The sequence below is a fragment of the Pseudomonas sp. SLBN-26 genome, assembly GCF_006715895.1.
Classification (GTDB): Bacteria; Pseudomonadota; Gammaproteobacteria; order Pseudomonadales; family Pseudomonadaceae; genus Metapseudomonas; species Metapseudomonas otitidis.
Genome location: NZ_VFOB01000001.1, coordinates 752,156 through 776,721 on the forward strand (window position 1 = coordinate 752,156; position 24,566 = coordinate 776,721).

Consider the following 24,566-nt stretch of genomic DNA (forward strand, 5'->3'; position numbering starts at 1 on the left):
TTATTAGGCTTGAAAGAGGGATGCAGGTGTATGAGTGGGAAAGAGCTGGATTGTTATAGTGATGAGCTCTTGGGCTTTGCCATTGCTTGTATTTTTTCGGGGGCTGTCAGTAAAGAGGAGTTTAGGCTCTGGTGCGTTGATATGTTTTCACAGGGCGATATTCCGGATTTTTTTATTGAGCTTGCTCAGTTCGATGGTGAGATTTTTCAAATATATAAAACAATTGGTCACGTTCCGTGCTGGGAGCACACAGAGAGCGAAGAGTATGCAATCTATGGAATTGCTGTTAAGCGTGGTAGTGCTCCGAGTGATATGCCAGTTACGCCTGAAGCTGCTTTGCAGGCACTTGAGGAGTGTTCCAGCGTTGCGTGGTTATTTAGGCGGGTGTTTGGTGGGCTTTGAACTAGGGTGGTGAAGGGTTATGGCTTTCAGTGTGGTATAGGGTTTTTAAATATTGGGTGCTAGGTTGTTGGGGTTGTACTTGGTTTGATTTTTCTTTTATTGAAAGTATTGATTTTGGGGTGGGGCTTTATAGTTGTGGAGGAGAACGCATGAATGATGGGCGTATTTTCTTTTCGGAGTCGGGTGGCTGTAGTGAGGAAGTTGCTGAATCTGTACTGCAGAGTGCCTTTGGTCTTTCCATGAGAGCTATATGGCAGCACATGACGGTTGAGATCTCTGATTGTCATGTCGATTATCCGTATAAGGTTAAATTATTCTTTTCACTAATGAGTTGGCTCATGTTGGGTGGGCATTTAAAGCTGGCAAGTGAGAGTTTTTTTCTCGATGGCTCCGTTCAAGATCAGTTGCACATTCTGCGGGAGGCTTGGCCTGACACTCCAGGAGAAGACGATCTTGATGGTTTTGGGATTTGGTTTCTTACAGATGCGCCAGCAGGCGTGGTTTGGATTGGACAAGATGGAAGCGAGTTTTGGGCGTAGCCTACGTCATTGCCAAGGCAAAGAGTTGTACGAATAAAATATGCTGAAGGGCAGAGGCTTATGCTTGTTAAAACGTAGAAGGCGAGTTTCTCAAGGTCGGCACGGTAGGGGCGGAAATGGTTGGGTTAAGACTAGGTTTGCGAGCCTAGTTGTGAAAAAGATGTTCTCGGTCCTCAGGCAGTGGATTTAGTGAGATGTTTTTTGACTGATGGTGGTGATCAGTCATATGAAGGCACTGTTACTTGGCTGAAAGAGGTGCTTTCAAAAGTTAGAGCTGTAAAGCAGGGTGAATTGGAATCCCATAACTGGGATCGTGAAGATCGGGGTGTGGAAATAAGCAGGGAAAATTCCCGGATTTACTCGCTTCATGATGACGATTTTTTCTGCTTTCTAATGACTGATGAATTCGAAGCGGCTCTTTCTTCCTGGATAGCGTTTCTGCTGGAGGGGTAAGCGTTTCCTCTCAGCCTCTCACCCCCGACCCGCTAAGATAGCCACCCTTCAAAAGCCTGGGGATTGCCATGGATATCGACCTGGCACGCACCTTTCTCGAAATCGCCCGCAGCGGCAGCTTTGTCTCGGCGGCGGAGCGTTTGCACGTGACCCAGACCGCCATCACCGCGCGGGTGCAGAACCTGGAGGGGCAGCTTGGCTGCCGGCTGTTCGTGCGCAACCGGGCCGGGGCGCGGTTGACGCCGGAGGGGGAGGTGTTCGTCGGGCACGCCACGCAACTGGTGAAGACCTGGGAGGCCGCCCGGCGTGATCTGCCGCTGCCCAAGGGCTACCGCGACCTGCTGGCCATCGGCGGTGAGGTGAGCCTGAGCAACCCGCTGTTGCTGGGCTGGATGACCCGCCTGCGTGAACGGATTCCGTCCCACGCGGTACGGGTGGAGGTGGCCGCCGGCCAGCACCTGCAGCAGCAGATCGAACTGGGGCTGCTGGATGCGGCGCTGGTCTACCAGCCCGAGTACTGGCCGGGCATGCAGGTGGAGTTGCTGCTGGAGGAGAAGCTGGTGCAGATCCGCTCCAGCCGTGCGCCCGAACCCTACGTGCAGGTGGACTGGGGGCCGCGCTTCCGCCAGCAGCACGATGCGGCGCTCCCTGACCTGGCGCGGGCTGCGGTTTCGGTGAACCTCGGGCCGCTGGCCCTGCAGTTCATCCTGCAGAACGGCGGCTCCGGCTATTTCCGCACGCGGGTGGTGCAGAGCTACCTGGACAGCGGCGTGCTGGAGCGGGTGGAGCGGGCGCCGGAGTTCACCTACCCGACCTACCTCGTTTACTCCCGTGACCGTGATTCGGCGCTGTTGCAGCAGGCCATCGGCGTGCTGCGCGAGGTGGTAGCCGACGACATCGACTGGTCCCAGCGCTGGGATGCGGTGCTCTGAGCGGCGGGTTCAGGCCCGCCGCGCGAGGGGATGGGCGTCGCTGACGTCCTCGCGGTCTTCGAGGAACTCGGTGGGTGCAGTGCCGTTGGCATTGAGCTGGAACACCCGCGTCGGCCGCCCATCGGCATCGAAGAACACCTGGCCCAACCCGGCGCCGTTCCACAGGCGTTCCCCCGCGCGGCTGTGGGCCGGTGTGTGGGGCACCACCTTCATGCGGCGACGCTGGGTGAACCAGTTGAGCGGCGAGCGGGGCGCGTAGAGCCAGCGGTTGAGGCGGTCGAACAGGTCCAGCAGGCGGTGGGGGAATTCGTTCTTCACGCCGCTGCTGGTGATCTGCCAGATCTGCGGGCCCTGCTGGCGATGGCGGATGAGCACGCGGTAGACGAAGGAGTAGTGCACGTCGCCGGAGAGGATGGTGTAGCTGCCCGGCGTGCGTGAGTGACGGAAGATGTTGAGGATCACCTGGGCGGCACCGCGATGGGCCATCCAGTTTTCCGCGTCCACCAGCAGCGGGTGGCCGAGCCAGGTGAAGACCCGCTGCACGGCCTCGATCAGCTTCACGCCGAACACCGGGGCCGGGGACACGACGATGGCCGAGGGGTGCCCCAGCAGCGCCTGTTGCAGCTCGCACAGGGCCTCCCAGTCCAGCAGGCCGGACGGCCGCTTGAGGTCGACTTCGCTGCGCCAGCGGCGGGTGCGGGTGTCCAGCACCCGCAGGGGTGGCTGGGTGTCCAGTTCGTACTGCCAGCCGTTGAAGGCCAGCAGGCGGCCGATCAGGCCGTCGAGCCGCGTGCTGTCCAACCGGCCATGGGAATCAGGGCTGGTGCACAGCGCGGCGAGGTCATCCTGCAGGTCATCGAAGGCGTCCGGGTCGTTGCCCCAGCCCTGGCAGAGCAGGTAGGCGAGCAGGGCGTTGCCGATGATGCGGCGGGAGAAGGGGTGGCCGTAGGCCGTCTGCTCCCACTGGGCGGAAAGGTTCCAGTCATCGGTCACGTCATGGTCGTCGAAGATCATCAGCGTCGGCAGGTGCGCCAGCACCCGCGCCACGCCCGGCAGGCCGGCGACGAAGCCTTCGAGGCGCGTGGCTTCGAGGTGGAAGCGTTCCGCTTCGGACGTGCCGAGTGCGGGCATCTGCGGTGCCACCAGCGTCCAGGGCACCGGCGACCAGACCAGCAGGTACATGGCCAGCACCTCGGCGAGGGTGACGAGGTGGTTCTCGGCGTTGCTGCTGGTGAAGATCGGCTTGCGCGCGCCGCCGAAGAAGCGCTCGCGCAGGGTTTCGTTGCTCTCCAGGGCCGGCAGCAGGTCGGCACGCCGGTAGTAGCTGGCGGGGTGCTGGTAGAGCGCTTCGCTGTCGCTCACCACAGCGCCCTCCAGGTACTCCCCGTACAGGCCCAGGCGCTCGATGAGCGAGTGGATGGCGCACAGCATCGGCCCGGCCACGTCGTCGGCGTAGATCTGGTCCCCGCTGAGCATGAGCAGCGCCGGGCGTTGTTCCGGCAGGGGCCTTTCGGCCAGCAGGCGGTCAGCGCAGAGCAGTCCGTCGGGGGCGGGGTGATGGGGCTTGCGGCAGGAGCCGTGGAGCAGGTGGTCGATGCGTGAACGCAGCACGAAGTCGGGTCGGGTGGCCTCGCCGTAGAGCAGGTGCGGCGCCCACTCGGCAGTGCCCTGGCCGTCGATCAGCAGGTCGTAGGCGATGGGCGTGTCCCGGGGCAGGGGCGCCTCCAGGCGCAGGTCGATCAGGTGCACATGCGCGTGCCGGCCCACCGCAAGGATGCGGCATTGCCGGGCGTCCAGACTGTGGCGCTGGGCCTGGCCGTCGGCCTCCAGCAGCAGGACGGGTTGCAGCGGGCGCGTGGCCACCAGCCAGAACACCAGGCGCCGGGGTTCGGCGCGGCGCAGCAGGGGGCCGGCCAGGACGGTGGGCAGGGCGGTCATGGGAGCATCGGCAGGCATCGGTACCACGGTTTTGGGAAGGCGGTTGGGCATAGTACGACAGCGAAGCGGCGTGTTCATCGCCGCTTGGACCGCATCGAACCCCCCCGGGTGCCGTGCCTGCGTCGCGTGCGTGTGACGGCCTCCGCGTCAGGCATCCGCCAGGATCAGGTCGGCGCCTTTTTCCGCCACCATCATCACCGCCGCGTTGGTATTCCCCGAGGTGACGTTGGGGAACACTGAGGCATCGACGATGCGCAGGCCGGTGAGGCCGTGTACCCGCAGACGGCTGTCCACCACCGAGGTGGCCGGGTCGGTTCCCATCGCACAGGAGCCGCAGAGGTGATAGATGGAGCCGGCGTTCTCGCGGAAGTACTGCAGCATGCCGGCCTCATCGGCCACCGATGGCCCGGGCAGCACCTCTTCGACGGTGATCGCCTTGAGGGCGGGGGCATCCATGATCCGGCGGATCAGGCGGCTGCCCTGGATCACCTCGTCGATGTCCTTCTCGGTGCTGAGGTAGTTGGGGCGGATCAGCGCAGCCTGGGTCGGGTCGGCCGAGGCGATCTCGATGGTGCCCCGGCTGGTCGGGCGGCACGGGTTGAAGCACAGCAGGAAGCCCGAGTAGGGCTCCGGCTTGAGGCGCGCCTTGTTGCTCTTGGGGATCTGGTACGACAGCGGGTTGAAGTAGAGCTGCAGGTTCGGTTGCGCCTGGCTGGCGTCGCCACGGAAGAAGCCGCCGGCCTGGTTCACGCTCATGGCCAGCGGGCCCTTGCGGGTCAGGAGGTACTGGATGCCCAGCTTCACCTGGCCCAGCAGTGAGCTCAGTTCGTCGTTCAGGGTGGGAACGTTGGCCTTGTAGTAGTAGCTGACGCAGAGGTGGTCCTGCAGGTTGCGACCCACCGCCGGCAGCTCGTGCACCACCGGAATGCCGTGACGGGTCAGCAGGCCGCGTCCGGCGATGCCGGAGAGCTGCAGCAGCTTCGGGGTGTCCACCGCGCCAGCGGCGAGGATCACCTCCTTCCGCGCGCTGAACTGCCGCTCCACGCCATGCTGGCTGACCACCACGCCGGTGGCCCGCCGCGCGTCGTCGAACACCAGGCGTTGGGCCAGGGCATGGTGCTCGATATGCAGGTTCGGCCGTGCCAGTGCCGGGTGCAGGTAGGCGAAGCTGCTGGAACAGCGCTGGCCGTTGCGGGTGTTGACGTCATAGAGGCCGGCGCCCTCGAAGTCGGCGCCGTTGAAGTCCTCGCTGCGGGGGTAGCCCAGCTGCTGGCAGCCTTCGATGAAGGCATCGCAGATGGCATGGGTCTGGCCCTTCATGGGGCTGATGTGGATGGGACCGCTGGCGCCGTGGAACTCGGTTTCGCCCAGGGGGTGGGTTTCCAGCTTGCGGAAGTAGGGCAGCACGTCCTTGAAGGCCCAGCCGTCGTTGCCCGCTGCGGCCCAGTCGTCGAAGTCGTGGGGTTGGCCGCGCACGTAGATCATCGCGTTGATGGAGCCCGAACCACCCTGCACCTTGCCGCGCGGAGCGTAGATGCGGCGCCCGGCCAGCTCGGGCTCGGGCTCGCTGTAGTACATCCAGTTGTAGGTGGGGTGGTAGTACATCTTGGCGAAGCCCACCGGCACCTTGAACCAGGGGGAGCTGTCCTTGCCGCCGGCTTCCAGCAGCAGCACCGAATGCTGGCCGGAGGCGCTGAAGCGATTGGCGAGGATGCAGCCGGCGGAGCCGGCGCCAACGATGATGAAGTCGTACGTCATGTCGATTACCGCGTCGTTCAGGGTCAGGTTCAGGCCGGGCGAAGGCGCCTCGCCCCCGGCGTGCAGGCCGGTGGGCGAGGGCGGCATCGGTCAGCCCTTGGCGGGTGCGGTGTCGCGCACGTCCACGGGGTCGGGTGCCATCTGCAGGTGCAGGCGTTCGCCGGTGTAGGGCGAGTGCCGGCGCACCGCGTCCATGTCCAGTTCGACGCCGAGCCCCGGCTCGCGGGATGGGATGACGTAGCCGTCCTCCCAGTGCAGCGGCTTCTTCAGCACCTCGGCATGGAAGCCGCCCCAGGTCTCGATGCTTTCCTGGATCAGGAAGTTCGGCGTGCAGGCCGCCAGCTGGAAGCTGGCCGCGGCGCCGATGGGGCCGTTGTAGAGGTGCGGGGCGATCTGGGCGTAGTGGACCTCGGCCAGCGCAGCGATCTTCTTCGCCTCCAGCAGGCCACCGCAGCGGCCCAGGTTCATCTGCAGGATGGAGACGCCGCCATCGGTCAGCAGCCGGTGGAACTCGTACTTGGTGGTCAGGCGCTCGCCGCTGGCGATGGGGATGCTGGTCTTGGCCGCGACCTGGCCCATGGCCTGCTCCTGGCCGGGCGGTACGGGCTCTTCGAACCACAGCGGGTCGTACTTCTCCAGGCGCTGGGCCAGGCGGATGGCCGAGGACGGCACCATCTGCCCATGGGTGCCGAACAGCAGGTCGCAGCGGTTGCCCACGGCATCGCGGATCTTGCGGCAGAAGGTTTCGCAGCGGTCCATCACCTCCAGCGACAGCTGGTGCCCGGAGAACGCGGTGTAGGGCCCGGCCGGGTCGAACTTCAGGGCGGTGAAGCCCTGGTCCCTGTAGGCCACCGCGCATTCGGCGGCCAGGTCCGGGTCGTCGTAGTCGTACTCGCCCCTGGCGTTCTTCGGGTAGAGGTAGGTGTAGGTGCGCAGGCGCTCGTTCACCAGGCCGCCAAGCAGCTCGTGGACCGGCTTGCCGGCGGCCTTGCCGATGATGTCCCAGCAGGCCATTTCCAGGCCCGAGACGACGCCCATCATGGTCAGGTCCGGGCGCTGGGTGAAGCCGCTGGAATAGGCGCGGCGGAAGAAGCGCTCGATGTGGTGCGGGTCCTGCTCCAGCAGGTAGCGGGCGAACACATCCTCGATCACCGGGACCATGGCCTGGGGGCCGAAGGTGGCGGCGTAGACCTCGCCGACGCCTTCGATGCCGCAGTCGGTCCTGAGCGTCACGAACAGCCAGTACATGCCGCCGATGTGGGGCGGTGGAACGGCGACGACGTGGGTTTCCAGGGAGATGATCTTCATGGGCGGTTGCCTGCCTTGTGGTCGATGCGTTTTTTCAGGGTGAGGGCGGCCAGCACGCCAAGGGTTCCGATGGCGGCGATGTAGCCGAAGTAGATCTGGTAGCCGGGGAAGCCCGGGAAGGCGTCGGCGATCCAGCCGTTGATCAGCGGGATGAACACGTCGGGCGAGTAACCCACCACCGAGATGATGCCGATGGCCAGCCCGGTGATGCGCAGGGGGATCTGGCAGCTGTCGAGGATGGCCCAGTAGAGGCCACGGATGGCGTAGGTCAGCAGGCCGATGAAGATCACCAGGCCGATGAGCAGGACCAGGCTGTCCAGTGCCGGAAAGACGATGAGCCCGACCATGCCCAGGGTCGCCAACGCCAGGGCGACGATCAGCACCGTGATGTTGGAGAAGCGATCCCCCAGGTAACCGCCGCCGATCCCGCCGATCGGACGCATCCACAGCTTGATGGTGGTGATGGTGCCGGCCATCACCGCGCTGAGGCCGAAGCCACCCTCCTGCAGGTAGGCCGAGAAACTGTAGGTGGCCCAGAAGATGTGGTACCCGCAGAAGACGATGGCCGCCACCAGCCACAGCTCGGGAATGCGCGCCAGGGTGCGCAGGTCCTGCAGCAGGTTGTGGGCCTGGCGTTCTTCCTCGGCGTTGGGGTGGGCCGCCTTCGGGTCCTTGACGCCGAGCATCAGCGCGCCGAGCAGCAGGCAGGTGAAGGCGTAGAGGTGGACCACATGGGTGAAGCCCACCTGGTGGGACTGCCCCTGGGACTCGGTGGCGTAGGCGAAGAGGGCGAGGGCGACCGTGGCCAGCAGGGCCTCCACCAGCCCGCGTCCACCGTCGAGGATGCCGAAGAAACGGCCCTGCTCGCTGGCCTGGGCGATCATCTTCACCCGCTTGATCACCGAGGCCCAGAAGGTCAGCCCGGTGCTGATGCCCCAGCCGGCATAGATCACCAGCAGGCTGTCGAAGCCGGGCGCGGTGGCGTACCAGAGCGCCAGCAGGCCGGTGGCCACCAGGGAAAAGCTGATCAGCAGGCGGGGTGCGATGCGGTCGGCCAGCCAACCGCTGGGCAGGTAGCTCACCAGGAACAGTGTGCCGAGCATGGAGTACAGGTAGCCCAGCTCGGTGTTGGTGATGGCGAACACCTCCAGCATGGTGCTCTGGTACACCTGCCGCAGGTAGAGCACCGGGTAGATGGCCCCGGCGGCGAGTACCAGCAGCATGAGCTGGAGATAGCGTTGGGTCTTGCCGTTCGCTCCGCGTGCGAGCGGAGCATCGGCCTGGGCAGCGGTTCTGGACATGAGGGCATCCTTGGGCGCGCGCAGGGCGCACGCCTCGATCATTGTTCTTGTTGGTCGCCCGGCGCGGGTCGCCAGGCAGGGTGCGGTGCCTGGGCTCAGTACTTCATGACCACCAGGCGGGTCTGGGTGAACTCGAGCATCCCGTGCTTGCCGTCGTCGCCACCGAGCCCGGAGCGCTTCCAGCCCGCGTGGTAGCCCTGGTAGGGGTCGGCCGGGGTGCGGTTGACGTACAGCTCGCCGGCCTGGATGGCATTGGCCACCCGCAGGGCGCTGCGGTAGTCCTCGGTGTAGAGCACCGAGGCCAGGCCGAACTGGTGGTCGTTGGCCAGGGCGATGGCCTCGTCCAGGTCGTGGTAGCGAAGCACCGGGAGGATCGGCCCGAAGCTTTCCTCGCGCACGATCTCCATGCCCTGGCGGCAGCCGCTGAGCAGCGTGGCCGGGTAGAAGTGCCCGGCGCCTTCGGGGATGAAGCCGCCGGTTTCCAGCACCGCGCCCTCAGCCAGGGCCCGTTGCACCAGGCCGTGGATCTGCGTGCGGGCACGTTCGCTGACCAGCGGCCCCATGCGCGTCGGGTCCTGCGCGCGGTCGCCGATGCGCACGGCGGCCATGCGCGCCCTGAGCAGATCGAGGAAGCGGTCGTGCACGCTGTCGTGGACGTAGACCCGTTCGATGGCGGTGCAGAGTTGCCCGCAGTGGGTGGTCTTGGAGCGCACCAGATCGTCGGCGGCACGTTCCAGGTCGGCATCGGCGGCGATGATCGCTGGCGTCTTGCCGCCCAGCTCCAGGGACGGCTTGGCGATGTTGGCCTTGCAGTACTCCAGCACCATGCGACCGGCCTGCACGCTGCCGGTCAGGGTGATCATGCCCACCGCCGGGTGGGTGCAGAGTGCCGCTGCGGTGTCGTGGTCCATGGTCAGCAGGTTGAACACGCCCTCCGGCAAACCGGCCTGTTGCGCCGCGCGGGCGATCTCGAAGGCCGACAGCGGGGTGTTGTTGCTGGGGCGTACCACCACGGCGTTGCCGGTGATGAGGGCCGGCGCCACTTTGCGCAGCAGAGTGTAGACCGGGTAGTTGAACGGGATCAGGCAGGCCACCACGCCAATGGGTTCGCGCTGCAGCAGAAGGGTTTCATCCGGCGTGTCACTGGGGATCACCTCACCCTCGATGCGGCGTGCCCATTCGGTGTGGTAGCGGGTGATCTCGGCGGCGTAGCGGGCCTCGTTGCAGGCATCCTCCAGGCTCTTGCCCGATTCGGCCGCCAGCGCCGCGCCGATGGCGTCGGCGTTGGCCAGCAGCGCATCGGCGAAGCGCCGCAGGTGCTCGGCGCGCTGGATGCTGGGCAGGCGTGCCCAGCCGGGTTGGGCGGCTGCGGCGAGGTCCACGGCGTGGTGAACCTCCTCCACCGAGGCTGCCGGCACGCGGCCGACCAGTGCCTGGGTGGCAGGGTAGTGGATGGCGAAGTCGGCATCGCCGGTCGGGTCGACGAACTGGCCGCCGATGAAGTGCTTGCATGTACGCATGGCTGTCTTACCTGGCTTGAAACGGTTGTCAGGAACCATCGGGTCATGTGCGCTGGAGCGGCGTCGGCGCTCCAGCGCGCAGGGTCACCTTCAGAAGATGTCGAGGGGGTACTGGGTGATGATCCGCACCTGGTCCACGTCGCCGTCCGCCTGGGCCGAGTTGGCGCGGTGGATGGTCTGCTGGAGTGCGATGGAGAGGTCCTTGGCGGGGCCGCCCTGGACCACGTACTTCACCTCGATGTCCCGTTCCCAATGCCGGCCGCCATCGCCCAGGCGGGCGTAGTAGGCGTAGGCGCCCTTGGGGTCGACCCGGCTGTTGTCGATACCGCTGCCCCGCAGGTAGCGGGTCATCAGGCTCAGGCCCGGCACGCCGTAGGGCGCCAGGTCCAGGTCGTAGCGCACCTGCCAGGAGCGCTCGTTGGGCGAGTTGAAGTCGGAGTACAGCACCGAGTTGGCCAGGTAGATGGAGTCGCCATCGCCCAGGTAGTCGAAGGGCTGGTCACCGTCGATGCGCTGGTAGGCCAGCATGAAACCGTGGGCACCGAGGGTGAGGCGGGCATAGGCGCTCCAGCTGTCGGTGTCGATGCGGCCGGCGCGGGCACTGCCCTGGTCACGGGTGCGATACAGGTTGGCGCCCAGGGCGAGGCTGCGGTGCTCGGCCAGCTCGATGCGTTTGCCGAGGCTCAGGTAGGTCTGGTCCCAGACATCCTCGAAGCGTGCCCGGTACAGGCTCAACAGGGTGCCGTCGGTGAAGCGGTAGTCCCCGCCGAAGTAGCTGGCGGAGCGATAGGTTGTGGCGCCGTATTCGGTGCTCATCTCGCCGTCATGGTTGCTGCTGGCCTTGTTGCGCGCCGCGTGCAGGTGGCCGGCCATCAGGGTCAGGTCGTCGAGGCTGTGGTTCTCCACGGACACGCCGCGGAAGCTCTGGGGCAGCAGGCGGCCGTCGCCGCGCTGGAACACCGGGGTGATGGGGAACAGGTCGCCGACCTTGAGCTCGGTGTCGAACGCCCGCAGCTTCAGCGCGCCGCCCGCCGTCGAGTAGTGGTCCTCGGCGTGGTTGCGGCTGTCCAGCGGCAGGAGGTTGGTGCCGGAGGTGCCGCCGCCGCTGTCCAGCTTGAACCCCATCAGCGCGTGGGCATCCAGGCCGACGCCCAGCGTGCCTTCGGTGAACCCGGAGCTGTAGAAGGCCTGGACGCCGTGGGCCCATTCCTCCCGGTAGCTCTGGGCGCGGCCGTTGAACAGGCCGTCGTTGCGGCTGCGAAAGTCCCGGTTGAAATAGAAGTTGCGGTTGATCAGCTGCAGCGAGCTGCCCTCGACGAAGCCGGTGCGGGTCGCGTCGTCGGCCTGGCAGGCCAGGGGGAGGGTGCAGAGTAACAAGCCGGCTGCGGGCAGGGCCGCAGAGGCGCGAGCAAGGTATGACACGTTGGCGATCCTCGAATAATTGTTATGTGAGGCCGCGCCATGTTCGTCAGCCGTGGGTTGTCGGACAAACGATTAAATTCGGGGATGAACATTCGAAAAAAGCACGTTAGTGGTCATGAGATTTAGTCATGGCCGCTTGAGTTTTTGTGGTTACTGATGGCGCTCGGGCGGGTGCTACAACTCGCCGCAGCTGGTTTCGCCGGCTTGGCTCATCCAACAACTACAACGAGCACCTTCACCATGAACGTCCTTTCCTTTCTCGGGTTCGGGAAGACTCGGCTCGGTACCGTCGAGTGGTTGGAGCGACCCCCGCTGTCACGCAAGCCCAGTGCTTCGTCCTGCACCGCGCCCCTGCCCGCGTCTGCCTGATACACGGCGCGCCAGGGCACAAGCACGACTTTTCCGCATCCCCGAGGAATCCCCATGAAACAGCTCGACCTCTACATCGGCGAGGGCTTCGAAGGCCCCGGCGTCAACGCCGCCCACATCAACCTGCTGATCGGCCCGCGCAACGGGCCGGCCGGCCAGGCCTTCGCCAACAGCCTGGCGTCCCCCAGCCAGGGCCATTGCCCCTTCATGGTCATCGCCCAGCCCAACGTGCCGGTCAAACCCATGACCCTGTACGTCAACAAGGCCGAGATCAGCGGCGACCTGCATGCCAACGCCACCTGGGGCGCCTCCCAGGCGGGTATCGCCAAGGCCATCACCGAGGCCCTGCTGGACGGCACCCTGCCGCCGGAGGCCGAGGACGAATGGGCCATCGTCACCGCCAACTGGGTGAACCCCGCCTGCGACGACCTGGATGCGGTCTACCGCAACAACTACAACGCCTGCCGCACGGCGCTGAAGGCGGCGCTGGCCGGGCTGCCCTCCCGGGCCCAGCTGGCCGACGTGGTGGGCGCCATCGCCAACCCCTTCTACACCCCGAAAGCCTGAGGAGGCCGCCATGCAGTACGTCCGTCTCGGCCAGTCCGGCCTGCAGGTGTCCAAGCTCTGCCTCGGCACCATGAACATGGGCACGCCGCAGTGGAAACCCTGGATCTTCGATGAGCGCCAGAGCGAGCCGATCGTCCGCCACGCCCTGGACAGGGGGGTGAACTTCATCGACCTGGCGGACTTCTATTCCGCCGGTGTCGGCGAGGAGGTGGTGGGGCGCATCCTCAAGCGCCTGGTGCGTCGCGAGGACATCGTGGTCACCACCAAGGTGGGCTACGGCACCCGCGAGGGCGTGAACGCCAGCGGCCATTCGCGCAAGCACATCATGGACAGCATCGACGCCTCCCTGACGCGCCTGGGCATGGATCACGTCGACCTCTACATGCTGCATTTCTTCGACGTGAACACCCCCGTGGAAGAGACGATGGAAGCCCTGCACGACATCGTCAAAGCCGGCAAGGCGCGCTACATCGGCGTGTCCACCATGCTCACCGGCCAACTGGCGAAGATCCTCATGGCCTGCGAGCGCAATGGCTGGGTCAGGCCCATCAACATGCAGCTGCAGCTCAACTGCGCCTACCGCGAGGAAGAGCGGGAGATGATCCCGTTCTGCCGCGACCAGGGCCTGGGCGTCTCGGTGTTCAGCCCGCTGGCCCGTGGCCTGCTGACCGGCGATGCGCAGTCCACCCGCAACCAGACCGACTTCTTCACCCAGCAGATGTACGCCGATGAAGCCTCCTTCGAGATCGCCCGTTCGGTGCAGCGGGTGGCGCGGCGGCGTGGCGTGTCCAACGCCCAGGTCGCCCAGGCCTGGGTCCTCAACCACCCGGGGGTGGATTGCATGCTGGTAGGGGCGGACTCCACCGAGCAGTTCGACAGCGCCCTGGCGGCCCTGGAAACGCGCCTGGATGCAGACGAGCTGCACGAGCTGGAGCGCAACTACACGCCCTGCGACCTGATCAACGACTACACCGCCGGAAAGCGCATCCTGCGTGTTCCGCGCCCGGCCGGAGCGGCCTTCACCCTCAAGGAGGCCACCGCATGAGCCGGCTGCTGCGCAAGGGACACTACATCGACGGCTGCTGGTTGGAAGACGGCCCGCGCTACCCGGTACGCAACCCGGCGGACGGCACGCTGATCGCCGAGGTGGCGAAGGCCGGGGTGGTGGAAACCGACCAGGCCATCGCCGCCGCCCAACGGGCGCTGCCGGCCTGGCGCGGGCTGACCGCCAAGGCCCGCAGCCAGCCGCTGCGGCGCTGGGCCGAGCTGATGCTGGCCCACCAGCGCGAGCTGGCGGAGCTGCTCAGCCGCGAGCAGGGCAAGCCCCTGGCCGAGGCGATGGGCGAGGTGGTCTATGCGGCGAGCTTCCTTGAGTGGTTCGCCGAGGAGGCCAGGCGCGTCTATGGCGATGTCATCCCCAGCCACAAGACGGATGCCCGCATCGTCGTCACCAAGGAGCCCATCGGCGTGGTCGCCGCCATCACGCCCTGGAACTTCCCCCTGGCAATGGTCACCCGCAAGGTCGGCCCGGCCCTGGCAGCCGGCTGCACGCTGATCCTCAAGCCGTCCGAAGAGACGCCGCTGTCGGCCTTTGCGCTGGCGGTACTGGCGGAAGAGGCGGGGATTCCCGCCGGGGTGTTCAACATCGTGTCCGGCGACGCCCCGGCCATCGGCAGCGCGCTGCAGGCTTCACCGGTGGTGCGCAAGCTGTCGTTCACCGGCTCCACCGCCACCGGCAAGCTGCTGATGCGCCAGGCGGCCGACACCCTGAAGAAGGTCTCCCTGGAGCTGGGTGGCAACGCGCCTTTCATCGTCTTCGACGACGCCGACCTGGACGCGGCGGTGCGCGGGGCCATGGCCTCCAAGTTCCGCAACACCGGGCAGACCTGCGTCTGCGTCAACCGCTTCTACATCCAGGAAGGGGTCTACGAGGCCTTCACCGCCAAGCTGGCCGATGCCGTGCGCGCCCTGCGCGTGGGGGCCGCGCTGGAGGGCGAGAGCGACCAGGGCCCGCTGATCAACGAGGCGGCCCTGGCCAAGGTCGAGCAGCACCTGGGCGATGCGCTGGAGAAGGGTGCCCGGTTGCTGTGCGGCGGTCGTCGCCATGCCCTGGGCGGCACCTTCTTCGAACCGACCGTGCTGGCCGAGGCGACCCCGCAGATGCTCATCGCCCGCGAGGAAACCTTCGGCCCGGTGGCGGCCTGCTTCCGCTTCAAGGACGAGGCCGAGGTGCTGGCCCAGGCCAACGACAGCCCCTACGGCCTTTCCGCCTACTTCTACAGCCGCGACATCGGCCGGGTCTGGCGCGTGGCCGAAGGGTTGGAGGCCGGGATGGTCGGCATCAACGAGGGGATCATCTCCACCGAGGTGGCGCCCTTCGGCGGCATCAAGGCCTCCGGCCTCGGGCGGGAAGGCTCGAAGTACGGCATCGAGGATTACCTGGAGATTAAGTACCTGCTCATGGGCGGCCTCTAGCAGGCAGTTGAAAAACTAACTGCGTTGCCGCTGCGGCGTTGAAAACAGCCTAAAAATGCTCATTTACCGCACGTAAACTGCGCTTTTTCGGCCATTTGACGCACTGATGTGCGCCCTTCGGGCCAGCCTTCGGCTGTTACTCCCGTTGGTCGTTGCGCCTTGCATCGGCTGTCTCGCCTACGTCTTTCAACGGCCTGCTGGCCCAGCCCATCGGGAGGCTCCGGCCTCCCTTGCATCCCCACCACTCGCCCAGGCGAGAACAACAAGAAACGGGAGCTCACCATGTCACACACCATCAAGCTGGACGACGCGCCCCTCGGGCGCTTCCACCTCCGTATCGCCGGTCTCACCTTCGGCGCGCACTTCACCGACGGCTACATCCTCGGGCTGATCGGCATCGCCTTCACCCTGATCAGCCCGCAGATGCAGCTCGACCCGTTCTGGCAGGGGCTGATCGGCGCCTCGGCACTGATCGGCCTGTTCCTCGGCAGCCTGTTCTTCGGCTGGATCTCCGATTACGTCGGCCGGCAGAAGATCTTCGTCGTCAGTTTCGTGCTGATCACCCTGGCCTCGGTGCTGCAGTTCCATGCCGAGACGGCGTTGCAGCTGTTCCTCCTGCGGGTGCTGATCGGCATCGGCCTGGGCGGCGACTACAGCGTCGGGCATACCCTGCTGGCGGAGTTCGCGCCGAGGAAGCATCGCGGCGTGCTGCTGGGGTCGTTCAGCGTGATCTGGACCTTCGGCTATGTCGCCGCCACCTTCATCGGTACCGCCATGCTGAGCCTGGGGGATGACGCCTGGCGCTGGATGCTGGCGTCCTCGGCGATTCCGGCGGCCATCATCCTCATCGCCCGCATCGGCACCCCGGAGTCGCCTCGCTGGCTGGTGAACCGCGGCCGGGTGGAAGAGGCGCGGGCCATCGTGCGCAAGCACATCGGGGCCAACGTGGTGCTGGACGACGAGCGTCCCCAGCGCAACCGCAGCGGCTACGCGGTGCTGTTCAGCCGCGAGTACCGTACCCGCACGGCCTTCAACTGCCTGTTCTTCATCTGCATCGTGATGCCGTACTTCGCCATCTACACCTTCCTGCCGACCATCCTGGCGAAGATGGGGCTGGCCGAGGGCATGGGCACCGAGATGATGCTCAACGCCCTGCTGGTGCTGGGTGCCGTGGCGGGCATCGGCTGCACGCTGAAGTTCTCCCGGCGCGGCTTCCTCATCGGCTCGTTCTGGCTCCTGGCCCTGACGCTGCTCCTGCTGGCGGTCCTGCCCGGCAGCATGGCCTGGGCGCTGGTGCTGCTGTTCGGGCTGTTCACCCTGGTGTTGTCGGCAGTCAGCAACCTGGTGGGGGTGTTCCCGGCGGAAAGCTTCCCCACCGAGGTGCGCGCCAGCGGTGTCGGCCTGGCCACGGCGGCCAGCCGCCTGGGCTCGGCCATCAGCACTTTCCTGTTGCCGGTGAGCGTGGCGGGCATCGGTCTCAACGCCACCATGGCGCTGCTGGCCGGGGTGCTGGTGTTCGGTGCCCTGGTGTCCATGGCCTGGGCGCCGGAAACCAAGGCCCTGTCGCTGGCGGAGGCCGGTGCGCCGGACGAGGAGGGCGGCACGCTCGGGCGTGTGGCAAAGACCGCATAGCGGCCTTCAGCCGAGCCCCCGTGAAGGCCGGGCTACGGAACCGGTCCATACCGTAGCCCGGGCTTCAGCCCGGGGCGTGGGTGGCGCTCTGTGCCTCGATCCACTCGCAGAACACGCTCACCTTGGACAGCCCCTGGCTGCTCGCGGGCACGTCCAGCCAGTAGCCGTAGGGGCCTTCCACCTCCACCGGGCTGATGGGCAGCAACTGCCCAGTGGCCAGCTCGTGCTCGATCATCTGCCGGTCGATGACCGCCAGCCCGCCGCCGGCCAGCGCGGCATGGATCACCTGGTCGAGGGTGCTGAATTCCAGCCCCTGGCTGGGGTCGACAGTGTCGCAACCCGTGGCCTCCAGCCAGTTCTCCCAGACCTGCAGGTGCTTGCCCTCGTGGAGGATGTGCAGCAGCGGGTGCTCGCCCAGCGCTGGCGGCCTGCCGTGCTCGAACAGTTCCGGGGCGGCCACCGCCAGGTGACGCTCCAGCACCAGCAGGTGACTCTGCCAGCCCGCTGCCGGCGCCTGGCCGAAGCGGATGCGGCAGTCGATCTCGCTCTGGCTGTCGGGGCCCGCGTCGTTGCGTACGTTCAGGGCGATGTGCGGGTAGCGCCGGGTGAACCCCTTCAGCCGGGGCGAGAGCCAGCGGGTGGCGTAGGTGGGGGGCGCGTGGATGCGCAGGCGCTGGCGCAGGTTGGGCGCGCGCACCTCCGCCAGCGCCTTCTGCATGCGGTCGAAGGCTTCGGTCAACCCGGGCACCAGGGCTGCGCCGGCCGAGGTCAGGGTCAGGCCCTGGGGGGAGCGGGTGAACAGGCCCACGCCCAGGTAGTCCTCCAGTTGCCGGATCTGCCGGCTCACGGCGCCCTGGGTGACATTCAGGGCGTTCGCGGCGCGGCCGAAGCTGCGGTGGCGGGCGACTTCCTCGAAGACCCTCAGGGCATTCAGCGAAGGCAGTTCACGCATGCTGGGGCTCCCCCTCGCTGGCGGCCTGCGAGGGTTCCAGGTGACGGGCCGAGAGCCAGAGTTCCTGTTGCAGCCAGGTCCGGAACACCTGCAGGGCTGGGGAGTCGCTCAGCTCGGGGCGGGTCACCAGCCAGTAGGACTGATGGCCCTCGACGTGCACGTTGAGCAGTTGCGTCAATTGGCCGGAGGCCAGCTCCCGCTGGACCATGTGCCAGTCGGCGATGGTGATGCCGAGGCCATCGAGCGCGGCGCCGATGGCCAGGTCCAGCAGGTCGAATTCGTAGCCCTCGCGGGTATCCACGCCCCGGATACCGGCGGCGTCCAGCCAGTGCTGCCAGGTCTGGTAGCGCCGTTCTTCGCTGGCCAGCACATGCAGCAGGGGCATGCCGTTGAGGTCCGGGACGCCGTTCTGGTTGCCCAGCCTGGCCAGGAGGTTCGGTGCACAGACGGCGATGTGCCGCTCCTGCATCAGCAGGGTGGCTTCCAGTTGCGCCCACTCGCCATCGCCGAAGCGGATGGCGCAGTCCAGGGTGCCGGTTTCGGCCAGGCTGTCCTGCAGGCGGGTGGTGATGCTCAGCTCCAGCTCCGGGTGCTGCGCCCGCAGGCGTCCGAGGCGTGGCAGGAGCCAGCGGCGGGTGAAGGTGGGCGGCGCGTTGATGCGCAATCGGTTGAGGTGGCTCTTCTGCTGGATGGCGCGAACGGCTACCTCGATGCGGTCGAACGACTGGTTCAGGGCATCCAGCAGCTTGCGTCCGGCGCGGGTCAGCTCCAGGTGGTGGTGGCGGCGGATGAGCAGGGTCTCGCCCATCTGCTCTTCAAGCTGGCGCACCTGCCGGCTGACGGCACTCTGGGTGACGTTCAGCAGCTCGGCCGCGCGGGTGAAGCTGCCGGTGTGACCGGCGGTTTCGAATGCCTTCAGGGCATTCAGTGGAGGGAGTCTGCGCTTCATGACCAGGCCCGCCTTCAGGGAAAGGCCCCGGAGCATATGCCAGGTCGGGGCCGGTCCGCATCACACCGCGCGTTGCAGGGCGGGGGTGCCGAGCGGCGCCGGGGCCGCATCCTTCAACCAGTGCCGGTAGAGCCCGCCGATGAGGTCGCTCTGGGTCACCAGGCCCACCAGTCGGCCTTGTTCGTCCTGCACGGGCAGGCCGTGCAGGCCCTGGTCGGAGAGCAGGGAGACCAGGGCGCCGATGTCGGTGTCGGGGCGCACGCTGCGCACCTCCCGCGTCATCAGCTGGCGCACGCGTACCTGCTGCGGGCGCAGGCGGGCGAGCAGCGAGACGGATGGGTCGCGATGGCCGTGGTGCAGCAGGTCGGTGGGGGTGACCACGCCCACCAGGGTGCCGTCGGCGTCCAGCACCGGCAGCAGCTTGATGCGGTGCTGCCGGAACAGCTTCCAGGCGTCGGCGAGGCTCGCGTCGGGGGACAGGGTGCGCAGGTCGCGGGACATGATGTGTTCGGCCGTGACCCGGCCCATGCCGCGCCGCAGGGCGACCCGTTCGGTCTGGCGCAGCAGGCGTTCGAGGTCATCGCGGGTGATGTCGACGAACTCGCCGAAGTCCGCCAGGGCCTGGTCGAGGTCGGCTTCGGCGAAGCCGGCCCGCTCGCTGGGCAGCGGGTCGTCCGTGAGGTGGCTGTCGTTGCGCGGTTGCGCCGGGGCGTTGACCAGGGCGCCGCGGGTCAGGCGGTTGTAGGCCAGGGCGCTGATGATCAGCACCGCCGAGCCCATCAGCACCGGCCAGGCCACGCCGAAGCCCAGGGCTTCGAATGCCGGGCCGCCCAGGGCCACGGCCACCGCCAGGGCGGTGCCCGGCGGGTGCAGGCAGCGCAGGCTGTACATGGCCAGGACGGTGAAGGCCATGCTCAGGGTGGCGGCCAGCACCGTGTGGTCGATCCACAGGCCGCAGGCGGTGCCCACCAGGGCAGCCACCAGGTTGCCGAGCAGCACCGACCAGGGCTGGGCCAGGGGGCTGCTGGAGACGGCGAACAGCAGCAGCGAGCTGGCGCCCAGGGGCGCGGCCAGGCGCAGGGTGACGTCGAGGCTGAACAGGTGGCTGGTGACCAGGCAGCACAGGGCCAGGCCGACGCAGGCGCCAAGGGAGGCGCGCAGCCATTCGGTGGGCGGTGCGGTACGGGGGACGGGGGCGAGGCGCCTGGACCAGCGGCGCCAGCGACTTTCCGGGGGCATGACGAGTCTCGCAAAAAAAGGGGGCCGGAGCGGCCCCCAGGGAAGTCCCACTGCGTGCGCGGGATCGGTGGCCTCGTCGGAGCGCGACGAGGCGAACGGGGCGCATCCTACGGGGGCGTGATCCATCGCTGCCAATGAATGTTATTGCAGCTTGAGTGCAATTTTTTTGAATTCAAATGCCCGGCAAGGCGAGCCGTGGCGGCGTAGCATGCGATGCGAACCAGGTAGAGGAGGGGCGTGATGCGGCGGCTTGACGTGGAGGCGGGGTTGGCAGCGGAGCGTGCGCTGCTGGAGCAGGTACACCGAGGGGAACGGGACGCGGGCGTACTGCTCTGGCGGCCGTTGGGCCGTGCCCTGGTGATGCCCGTGCGCATGAGCCGCCTGCCCGGCTTCGAGGCGGCGCGGGCGCGCTGCGAGGCGCTGGACTGGGCGGTCTCGCTGCGGGATACCGGCGGCGAGCCGGTGCCGCAGTCACCTGGCGTGCTGAACATCGCCCTGGCCTATGCGGTGCCGACCGGGGAGAGCGAGCTGACCCGGATCGAGACCGCCTACCTGCGCCTGTGTCGGCCCTTGTGTGACTGGCTGGCGGGGCAGGGGCTGGAGCCGGGTATCGGCGAGGTGCCCGGGGCCTTCTGCGATGGGCGCTACAACGTGCGGCTGGGCCCGCGCAAGCTGGTGGGCACGGCCCAGCGCTGGCGCCGCCGCAGCCAGGACGGGCGCCACGTGGTGCTGGTGCACGGGGCGATGCTGGTGGAGGACGAGCGTGAAGCGATGGTGGCGGTGGTCAATGCCTTCTATGCGGGGTGTGGCCTGCCGGATCGCTGCGAGGCCGCGAGCCACGTGGGGTTGGCCGAACAGCTGGAGCGTCCCTGGGATGCCCTGTCGACCTTGTTGCCCGGTATGCGGCGGACGCTGGCGGAAGGCGGAGTTGCCCTGCCGGAAGCCTGATGTGAAAAAAGTTGCTTCAGGGCCTTCCCAGCCCCCACCGGGTAGGCACTATCATCGCCGCTCCCCAGTGCCCGCACTGCAGGCTGCCTGAAGGCGCCGCACCCGCCGCCGCTGTGCCGGACCCGCTCGGAGCATCCGCTACAACCGCCAGGACGGCGCCGCATGGGTTCCTGCCAGCCGCTGCGCGTGACGCCTTCACCCAACCCGCCGGGCCCGTTCGCATTCTCTCGATGGATGGACACCGCCCCCATGAGCTCAAGCCGTAGCCCGATCGGGCCGTATCGCCCCACGCTGCGCAGTCACCTGGCCTTCACCGTCTATTCCGGCCTGGTCTTCCTGGTTCTCTATACGCTGCTGCGCGGGGCCTTGCTGATCTACAACCGCGAACTGATCGGCAGCACCCCGGCCTCGACCTTCGTCGAGGCCTTCATCAACGGCTTCCGTTTCGACCTGCGCCTGACCATCTACGCCCTGGCGCCGCTGCTGCTGTCCATCCCCTTCGTCACGGCCATGTCGCTGCGCCGGCTGCACCTGGCCTGGCTGACGGTGTTCGCCAGCCTGACGCTGTTCTTCGGCATCCTCGAACTGGACTTCTACCGCGAGTTCCACCAGCGCCTGAACAGCCTGGTGTTCCAGTACATGAGCCAGGACCCGAAGACCGTAATGAGCATGCTCTGGTACGGTTTCCCGGTGGTGCGTTATCTGTTGGCGTGGGCCTTGGTGACCTGGCTGCTGTTCAGGCTGTTCAAGCGCCTGGATCGCGCCACCCGGCCCGCCGGTGCCGCGCTTGAGGCCTCGCCCAGTCTGGGCGGACGCAGCCGGGTAGCGCCCTGGTACGTGCGTGTCGGCGTGTTCGGCCTGTGCCTGGTGCTGGCCGTGGTCGCCGCCCGTGGCACCCTGCGCCAGGGCCCGCCGCTGCGCTGGGGGGATGCCAATACCACGGATTCGGCCTTCGCCAACCAGTTGGGCCTGAACGGCACGCTGATGCTGGTCAACGCCGCCCAGGCGCGTTTCTCCGAGACCAACGAGAACGTCTGGAAGGCCACCCTGCCGGATGAGCAGGCGCTCTCGGTGGTGCGCGAGATGCTGCTGACCCCGCAGGACCGCCTGGTGGACCCGGCTACCGCTGCCGTGCGCCGTGTGCTGACGCCCGAGGCCGAGCGCACCCTGCCGATCCGCAACGTGGTGGTGATCCTGATGGAGAGCTTCGCCGGCCACTATGTCGGCGCGCTGGGTGGCAAGGGCGACATAACCCCGAACTTCGACCGCCTGAGCAAGGAAGGGCTGCTGTTCACCCGCTTCTTCTCCAACGGCACCCACACCCACCAGGGCATGTTCGCCACCATGGCCTGCTTCCCCAACCTGCCGGGCTACGAGTACCTGATGGAGCAGCAGGAGGGGACCCACAAGTTCACCGGCCTGCCGCAGCTGCTGAGCGCCCGCCAGTACGACGACCTGTACGTCTACAACGGTGATTTCGGCTGGGACAACCAGATGGGGTTCTTCGGCAACCAGGGCATGCGCAACTTCATCGGGCGCAATGACTTCGTCAACCCGGTGGTGTTCGACCCCACCTGGGGCGCCTCCGACCAGGACATGTTCGACCGCGCCGCCCAGGAGCTGCGTGACAACTACGGCAAGAAGCCCTTCTACGCGTTGCTGCAGACCCTCTCCAACCACACGCCCTATGCGCTGCCCAACCCGCTGCCGGTACCGGCTGTGACCGGCTTCGGCTCCAATGACGAGCACCTGACGGCCATGCGTTACTCCGACTGGGCCCTGGGGCAGTTCTTCGAGAAGGCCAAGCAGTCGCCGTACTACAAGGACACCCTGTTCGTGGTGGTGGGCGACCATGGTTTCGGCGCGCCCGAGCAGCTCACCGATATCGACCTGTACCGCTTCAACGTGCCGCTGCTGCTGATCGGCCCCGGCATCCAGGAGAAATTCGGCGCGCGCACCGACGTGGTGGGCAGCCAGATCGACATCGTGCCCACCATCATGGGCCGCCTGGGGGGCGAGACCCGCCACCAGTGCTGGGGCCGCGACCTGCTCAGCCTGGCGCCGGAAGACAAGGGCTTCGGCGTGATCAAACCCTCTGGCAGCGACCAGACCGTGGCCATCGTCAGCGGTGACCGCGTGCTGATGCAGCCCCGTGGTGGCGAGCCGCAGCTGTTCCGCTATCAGCTCAACAGCGAAGGCCAGAGTACCGGCCGCATCGAGGACCCGGCAGCGATCAAGGCCCTGAGCGAGCGCCTGGAAGCCTTCCTGCAAGTGGCCACCAAGAGCCTGCAGGGCGATACCGCCGGCCTGGAGGACCCGAAGCGCTAGCCGGCCGTTGCCAAACGACCTGCCCGTGCGCTTCGTCGGTTGCCGCGCGTTCAGCGCGCGGGCGGGCCTAAGGTGAAGGTCCGGCGTCCACCCGGCGCCGGACCCACCGGGAAGGCTCCACCGGGCCTTCCGCCCCAGAGGAGGCCGCGCCATGAACGCCAGCAACCACTGCACCTACCGTGACCATGTGATCACCGCTCATCTGATCGAGCACCCCGGCATTCCCACCCCCTGGGCCGGCGGGGTGCACATCACCGCGCCGGACGGCCACCGCACCCGACGCATTCCGCTCCCCGCCGATGCCGCCTTCCTGGCCGAGGAGGACAACGCCCGCCGCGCATCCATCGCCCACGGCCGCTGGCTGGTGGACCGCAGCCTGGACCAGGGCATGCGCCTCGGCTGAGGCGCTTCGTCCCGTTGCCTGAACCGGAACGGGCTTCGGGCGGTCGTTGAGAAGGAGGGCGCCGGATTCGCCGGTGCTGCCTGTCTGGACAACCGCCCGGCATGACTTTGCCCGGGCCAGGAGGATCGACCATGGTCGCTTTCGAGCCGCAATCCCGTGATACCGCCACCCCTGATGCCGGCAACGTGCAGGGCTGGGAGCGGATGTTCTGCATCGGCACCGGCGTGGCCATGCTGGGTTCCGGCGTGCACCGGGGCGGGCCGGCAGGCTGGTTGCGCGCCGCCCTGGGCTCCGTGGTGCTGGCGCGGGGCCTGAGCGGTCACTGCCCGGTCAAGCGGGTGATCGCCGAGCGCCATTCAGAGCTGGAGGCACTGCGGGCTCGCATCGAGGAAGCCGCCGGCAAGCTGGCAGCCTGGGAGAAGGCACAAGCGAAAGGGTGATGGCGGCCTCCAGGGCCGGAAACGAAAACGGCAGCGCCAGGGCGCTGCCGTTACACCTCTGATGGGTGCTTACTTGCCGTAGTTGCGGCGGAACTGGGCGATCAGCTTCTCGGGCTTGGGCTCTTCCTTGATCAGCACGTACACCACGCGCTGGCCATCGGGGCCGCCGCCGATGTCGACGTAGCTGAAGGTGGGCTCGCCGATCTTGTACATGTCCATCATGTCGCCGTAGCGGCTGAACACGTAGATGATGCCGTCTTCGTCGCGCAGCTCGCCGTAGAAGGGCTGGGCCGGCGGCAGGCTGACATCCAGGAAACGCTGGGCGCTGGTCTTGGCTTCCTTGCCCTGGTCCTCGGCCTTGAGCACCAGGATGATCTCGCGACCGAAACCGTCCTGCTTGCCGGTGTCCTTGCGCACGGGGGCGGCACCGTTGGCGACGTAGTTGCGGTAGGTGGCGTAGTCGTCGAAGACGAACAGTTCCTTCTCGGTACGGATCTGGTACCAGTCCTCGTTGTTCAGGGCCTCCACCTTGGCCGGCGCGGCCGGCTGGGTGGCGCAGGCGCCGAGCGCCGCGGCCACCAGGGCCAGGCTGAAGCTGCGGATGAAGGTCTTGGTGTTGGGCATTGCGGTTCCTCCCCGATAATGGTGAGACGCGAATCTGCCCGAGTCCTGTGACGGCCACATGACAGCC

21 protein-coding genes are annotated in these 24,566 nt (G+C 66.9%); 11 read left to right on the forward strand and 10 right to left on the reverse strand.

Translation table 11 applies throughout. The features are described 5' to 3' along the window. Positions 1-30: 30 nt before the first annotated feature. The 3 genes from FBY21_RS03635 (at position 31) to FBY21_RS03645 (ending at position 2,326) form a co-directional block, all read left to right on the forward strand. Positions 31-402, forward strand: coding sequence for a hypothetical protein (locus tag FBY21_RS03635; RefSeq protein WP_142008692.1), 372 nt, complete (start codon positions 31-33; stop codon positions 400-402). Between the two features lie 149 nt (positions 403-551). Further along, positions 552-941 (forward strand): DUF596 domain-containing protein, encoded by a 390-nt coding sequence (locus FBY21_RS03640; RefSeq protein WP_142008694.1) that lies wholly within the window; start codon positions 552-554, stop codon positions 939-941. Between the two features lie 521 nt (positions 942-1,462). Further along, the gene (locus tag FBY21_RS03645; RefSeq protein ID WP_044399492.1) at positions 1,463-2,326 is read left to right on the forward strand and encodes a LysR family transcriptional regulator; all 864 of its coding nucleotides are present in this window, start codon (positions 1,463-1,465) and stop codon (positions 2,324-2,326) included. Positions 2,327-2,335: 9 nt separating this feature from the next. Here FBY21_RS03645 and FBY21_RS03650 read toward each other — a convergent pair whose 3' ends face one another. From FBY21_RS03650 to FBY21_RS03675, 6 genes are all read right to left on the reverse strand, one after another. Then, positions 2,336-4,264 carry an alkaline phosphatase family protein gene (locus FBY21_RS03650; RefSeq protein ID WP_253543631.1) on the reverse strand — a complete coding sequence of 643 codons (1,929 nt, stop codon included), beginning with the start codon at positions 4,262-4,264 and terminating at the stop codon, positions 2,336-2,338. A 147-nt stretch (positions 4,265-4,411) separates the two neighbouring features. After that, positions 4,412-6,022: a GMC family oxidoreductase gene (locus FBY21_RS03655; RefSeq protein ID WP_142016232.1), complete on the reverse strand. Its 1,611-nt coding sequence runs from the start codon at positions 6,020-6,022 to the stop codon at positions 4,412-4,414. A gap of 90 nt (positions 6,023-6,112) precedes the next feature. After that, entirely contained in the window at positions 6,113-7,330 is a 1,218-nt protein-coding gene (locus FBY21_RS03660; protein WP_142008698.1) for a mandelate racemase/muconate lactonizing enzyme family protein, read from the reverse strand. Further along, entirely contained in the window at positions 7,327-8,631 is a 1,305-nt protein-coding gene (locus FBY21_RS03665) for an MFS transporter (RefSeq protein ID WP_409563785.1), read from the reverse strand. Before FBY21_RS03665 ends, FBY21_RS03660 begins: the two co-directional genes overlap by 4 nt. 95 nt (positions 8,632-8,726) lie before the next feature. Then, positions 8,727-10,151 (reverse strand): aldehyde dehydrogenase, encoded by a 1,425-nt coding sequence (gene aldA / locus FBY21_RS03670; protein ID WP_142008700.1) that lies wholly within the window; start codon positions 10,149-10,151, stop codon positions 8,727-8,729. A 90-nt stretch (positions 10,152-10,241) separates the two neighbouring features. Further along, positions 10,242-11,573, reverse strand: a complete 1,332-nt coding sequence (locus FBY21_RS03675; protein WP_160158557.1) for an OprD family porin — start codon at positions 11,571-11,573, stop codon at positions 10,242-10,244. Between the two features lie 423 nt (positions 11,574-11,996). Here FBY21_RS03675 and fae point away from each other — a divergent pair, with 423 nt between their 5' ends. The 4 genes from fae to FBY21_RS03695 all read left to right on the forward strand — a co-directional run bounded on the left by fae (position 11,997) and on the right by FBY21_RS03695 (position 16,616). Further along, entirely contained in the window at positions 11,997-12,509 is a 513-nt protein-coding gene (gene fae, locus FBY21_RS03680) for a formaldehyde-activating enzyme (RefSeq protein WP_111264109.1), read from the forward strand. A 10-nt stretch (positions 12,510-12,519) separates the two neighbouring features. Then, positions 12,520-13,554 carry an aldo/keto reductase gene (locus FBY21_RS03685; protein ID WP_142008704.1) on the forward strand — a complete coding sequence of 345 codons (1,035 nt, stop codon included), beginning with the start codon at positions 12,520-12,522 and terminating at the stop codon, positions 13,552-13,554. After that, the gene (locus FBY21_RS03690; protein WP_142008706.1) at positions 13,551-14,984 is read left to right on the forward strand and encodes an NAD-dependent succinate-semialdehyde dehydrogenase; all 1,434 of its coding nucleotides are present in this window, start codon (positions 13,551-13,553) and stop codon (positions 14,982-14,984) included. The genes FBY21_RS03685 and FBY21_RS03690 overlap by 4 nt, the downstream gene beginning before the upstream one ends. Before the next feature lie 282 nt (positions 14,985-15,266). After that, the gene (locus tag FBY21_RS03695) at positions 15,267-16,616 is read left to right on the forward strand and encodes an MFS transporter (protein ID WP_069565620.1); all 1,350 of its coding nucleotides are present in this window, start codon (positions 15,267-15,269) and stop codon (positions 16,614-16,616) included. A gap of 64 nt (positions 16,617-16,680) precedes the next feature. Here the strand turns inward: FBY21_RS03695 and FBY21_RS03700 are convergent, their stop codons facing one another. The 3 genes from FBY21_RS03700 to FBY21_RS03710 are packed head-to-tail and all read right to left on the reverse strand — an operon-like array spanning position 16,681 to position 19,756. Further along, on the reverse strand, positions 16,681-17,568 hold the full coding sequence (locus FBY21_RS03700) for a LysR substrate-binding domain-containing protein (RefSeq protein ID WP_142008708.1): 888 nt from the start codon (positions 17,566-17,568) through the stop codon (positions 16,681-16,683). Beyond that, positions 17,561-18,517, reverse strand: a complete 957-nt coding sequence (locus FBY21_RS03705; protein WP_142008710.1) for a LysR substrate-binding domain-containing protein — start codon at positions 18,515-18,517, stop codon at positions 17,561-17,563. Before FBY21_RS03705 ends, FBY21_RS03700 begins: the two co-directional genes overlap by 8 nt. Before the next feature lie 60 nt (positions 18,518-18,577). Continuing rightward, entirely contained in the window at positions 18,578-19,756 is a 1,179-nt protein-coding gene (locus FBY21_RS03710; protein WP_142008712.1) for a CBS domain-containing protein, read from the reverse strand. A 240-nt stretch (positions 19,757-19,996) separates the two neighbouring features. On the opposite strand from FBY21_RS03710, the gene FBY21_RS03715 reads away from it, so the two are divergent. The 4 genes from FBY21_RS03715 (at position 19,997) to FBY21_RS03730 (ending at position 23,875) form a co-directional block, all read left to right on the forward strand. Further along, positions 19,997-20,704, forward strand: coding sequence for a biotin/lipoate A/B protein ligase family protein (locus FBY21_RS03715; RefSeq protein ID WP_142008714.1), 708 nt, complete (start codon positions 19,997-19,999; stop codon positions 20,702-20,704). Between the two features lie 249 nt (positions 20,705-20,953). Beyond that, a complete protein-coding gene (locus tag FBY21_RS03720) occupies positions 20,954-23,032 on the forward strand; it encodes an LTA synthase family protein (RefSeq protein ID WP_409563786.1) in 2,079 nt (692 codons plus the stop codon). A gap of 151 nt (positions 23,033-23,183) precedes the next feature. Next, positions 23,184-23,435, forward strand: a complete 252-nt coding sequence (locus FBY21_RS03725) for a hypothetical protein (protein WP_044399471.1) — start codon at positions 23,184-23,186, stop codon at positions 23,433-23,435. Positions 23,436-23,566: 131 nt separating this feature from the next. Further along, on the forward strand, positions 23,567-23,875 hold the full coding sequence (locus tag FBY21_RS03730; RefSeq protein ID WP_044399468.1) for a DUF2892 domain-containing protein: 309 nt from the start codon (positions 23,567-23,569) through the stop codon (positions 23,873-23,875). Between the two features lie 69 nt (positions 23,876-23,944). On the opposite strand, the gene FBY21_RS03735 is transcribed toward FBY21_RS03730, so the two are convergent. After that, on the reverse strand, positions 23,945-24,499 hold the full coding sequence (locus FBY21_RS03735; protein ID WP_044399465.1) for a hypothetical protein: 555 nt from the start codon (positions 24,497-24,499) through the stop codon (positions 23,945-23,947). Between the last annotated feature and the right edge of the window lie 67 nt (positions 24,500-24,566).

Coding starts and splice junctions, on each gene's coding strand:
- FBY21_RS03635 (WP_142008692.1), top strand. CDS start 31: ATGAGTGGGAAAGAGCTGGATTGTTATAGTGATGAGCTCTTGGGCTTT.
- FBY21_RS03640 (WP_142008694.1), top strand. CDS start 552: ATGAATGATGGGCGTATTTTCTTTTCGGAGTCGGGTGGCTGTAGTGAG.
- FBY21_RS03645 (WP_044399492.1), top strand. CDS start 1,463: ATGGATATCGACCTGGCACGCACCTTTCTCGAAATCGCCCGCAGCGGC.
- FBY21_RS03650 (WP_253543631.1), bottom strand. CDS start 4,264: ATGACCGCCCTGCCCACCGTCCTGGCCGGCCCCCTGCTGCGCCGCGCC.
- FBY21_RS03655 (WP_142016232.1), bottom strand. CDS start 6,022: ATGACGTACGACTTCATCATCGTTGGCGCCGGCTCCGCCGGCTGCATC.
- FBY21_RS03660 (WP_142008698.1), bottom strand. CDS start 7,330: ATGAAGATCATCTCCCTGGAAACCCACGTCGTCGCCGTTCCACCGCCC.
- FBY21_RS03665 (WP_409563785.1), bottom strand. CDS start 8,631: ATGTCCAGAACCGCTGCCCAGGCCGATGCTCCGCTCGCACGCGGAGCG.
- aldA (WP_142008700.1), bottom strand. CDS start 10,151: ATGCGTACATGCAAGCACTTCATCGGCGGCCAGTTCGTCGACCCGACC.
- fae (WP_111264109.1), top strand. CDS start 11,997: ATGAAACAGCTCGACCTCTACATCGGCGAGGGCTTCGAAGGCCCCGGC.
- FBY21_RS03685 (WP_142008704.1), top strand. CDS start 12,520: ATGCAGTACGTCCGTCTCGGCCAGTCCGGCCTGCAGGTGTCCAAGCTC.
- FBY21_RS03690 (WP_142008706.1), top strand. CDS start 13,551: ATGAGCCGGCTGCTGCGCAAGGGACACTACATCGACGGCTGCTGGTTG.
- FBY21_RS03695 (WP_069565620.1), top strand. CDS start 15,267: ATGTCACACACCATCAAGCTGGACGACGCGCCCCTCGGGCGCTTCCAC.
- FBY21_RS03700 (WP_142008708.1), bottom strand. CDS start 17,568: ATGCGTGAACTGCCTTCGCTGAATGCCCTGAGGGTCTTCGAGGAAGTC.
- FBY21_RS03705 (WP_142008710.1), bottom strand. CDS start 18,517: ATGAAGCGCAGACTCCCTCCACTGAATGCCCTGAAGGCATTCGAAACC.
- FBY21_RS03710 (WP_142008712.1), bottom strand. CDS start 19,756: ATGCCCCCGGAAAGTCGCTGGCGCCGCTGGTCCAGGCGCCTCGCCCCC.
- FBY21_RS03715 (WP_142008714.1), top strand. CDS start 19,997: ATGCGGCGGCTTGACGTGGAGGCGGGGTTGGCAGCGGAGCGTGCGCTG.
- FBY21_RS03720 (WP_409563786.1), top strand. CDS start 20,954: ATGAGCTCAAGCCGTAGCCCGATCGGGCCGTATCGCCCCACGCTGCGC.
- FBY21_RS03725 (WP_044399471.1), top strand. CDS start 23,184: ATGAACGCCAGCAACCACTGCACCTACCGTGACCATGTGATCACCGCT.
- FBY21_RS03730 (WP_044399468.1), top strand. CDS start 23,567: ATGGTCGCTTTCGAGCCGCAATCCCGTGATACCGCCACCCCTGATGCC.
- FBY21_RS03735 (WP_044399465.1), bottom strand. CDS start 24,499: ATGCCCAACACCAAGACCTTCATCCGCAGCTTCAGCCTGGCCCTGGTG.